Genomic DNA, 1,083 nt, shown 5'->3' with positions numbered 1-1,083 from the left:
GCCGCTAAACTTTTTGGTTTTTTCCCCAATCCCTAAAAGTGGCTCCTAGAAAAGGTTACAGCCCTTAGGATTATAAGAAATGGCTATCAAAAACTCAAAAATCTATAGGAGTATAGCAAAATGTCTAACGAAACCGTCACCTATTCCCTAGAGTCCGTCCTAACTAGGATTGAGAGTAAAATCGACTCCCTGGAAAAACGCATGGATGAGAGATTTGACAAGGTAGATGAGAGATTTGACAAGGTGGAAGACCGGCTAACCAAATTAGAAATCGGACAGGCCGAACTCAAAGCAGAGTTAAAAGGCGATATTAAAGTATTAGATGAGAAAATCGAGGGGTTAAAGGGAGATTTAAAAGGCGATATTAAAGTATTAGACGAGAAAGTCGAGGGATTAACGGCACGGGTTGGTTATCAGGAGTTCACCAACCGGGGGATTCTGATAGCTTTGGTGGTTGCTGTCTTGGGAGGTGCCGCTAAACTTTTTGGTTTTTTCCCCAATCCCTAGAACTGGCCACTAGGAACAGTTACAGCCCTTAGGATTAAGTAGGGTTTGCTGAATAAATCTAAAAACCTTGTTGGGTAAGACTTTTAGACTTTTTTGAAATCAAAAAGTACCAGCGATTGGAGTGATTGGGAGGAAAATTCAGGGACTTTTTCCCTAAAAATTAGGTAATTGGCCACCTCAAAACCGGTAAAACCCCACACCCCACACCCCACACCCCACACCCTGCCCCCACCGAAAAACTTTTTCAGCAGACCCTAAGTAGGGAAGCACAATTATTTGTAGGATGGGTTAGCGGTAGCGTAAACTATGCGGGCGTAAGTAGGGAGGCACAATTATTTGTAGGATGGGTCAGCGGTAGCGTAAACTATGCGGGCGTTGGGTTTCATGCTTCAACCCAACCTACGTTCATCTTATATTTAATTCCACCCACCCACTTAGGGTTTGCTGAATAATGGTAAAACCCTTTTAAAATAAGGCTTTTGACCTGTTAAAGTCCGATGTTAGTGCAAGAAAATAGGATTGGGACTTTCAAAAACCTTGCATTATCCTTCTTGTAGTACATAGCTTGGTACAAAA

General features: G+C 42.4%; 1 protein-coding gene. It reads left to right on the top strand.

The genetic code is table 11. From position 1 onward, the window contains the following. Positions 1 to 120 precede the first annotated feature (120 nt). Positions 121 to 507, top strand: coding sequence for a DUF4164 family protein (locus O9332_RS02845; protein ID WP_288023545.1), 387 nt, complete (start codon positions 121 to 123; stop codon positions 505 to 507). Positions 508 to 1,083 lie beyond the last annotated feature (576 nt).

This window comes from Microcystis sp. LE19-10.1B, assembly GCF_027530565.1.
GTDB classification, from domain to species: domain Bacteria; phylum Cyanobacteriota; class Cyanobacteriia; order Cyanobacteriales; family Microcystaceae; genus Microcystis; species Microcystis aeruginosa.
The sequence above is the reverse complement of the archived record's forward strand: the minus strand, read 5'-3'. Positions and strand labels throughout refer to the sequence as shown.

Excerpts from the sequence above, each read along its gene's own strand:
- O9332_RS02845 (WP_288023545.1), top strand. The coding sequence starts at position 121 with ATGTCTAACGAAACCGTCACCTATTCCCTAGAGTCCGTCCTAACTAGG.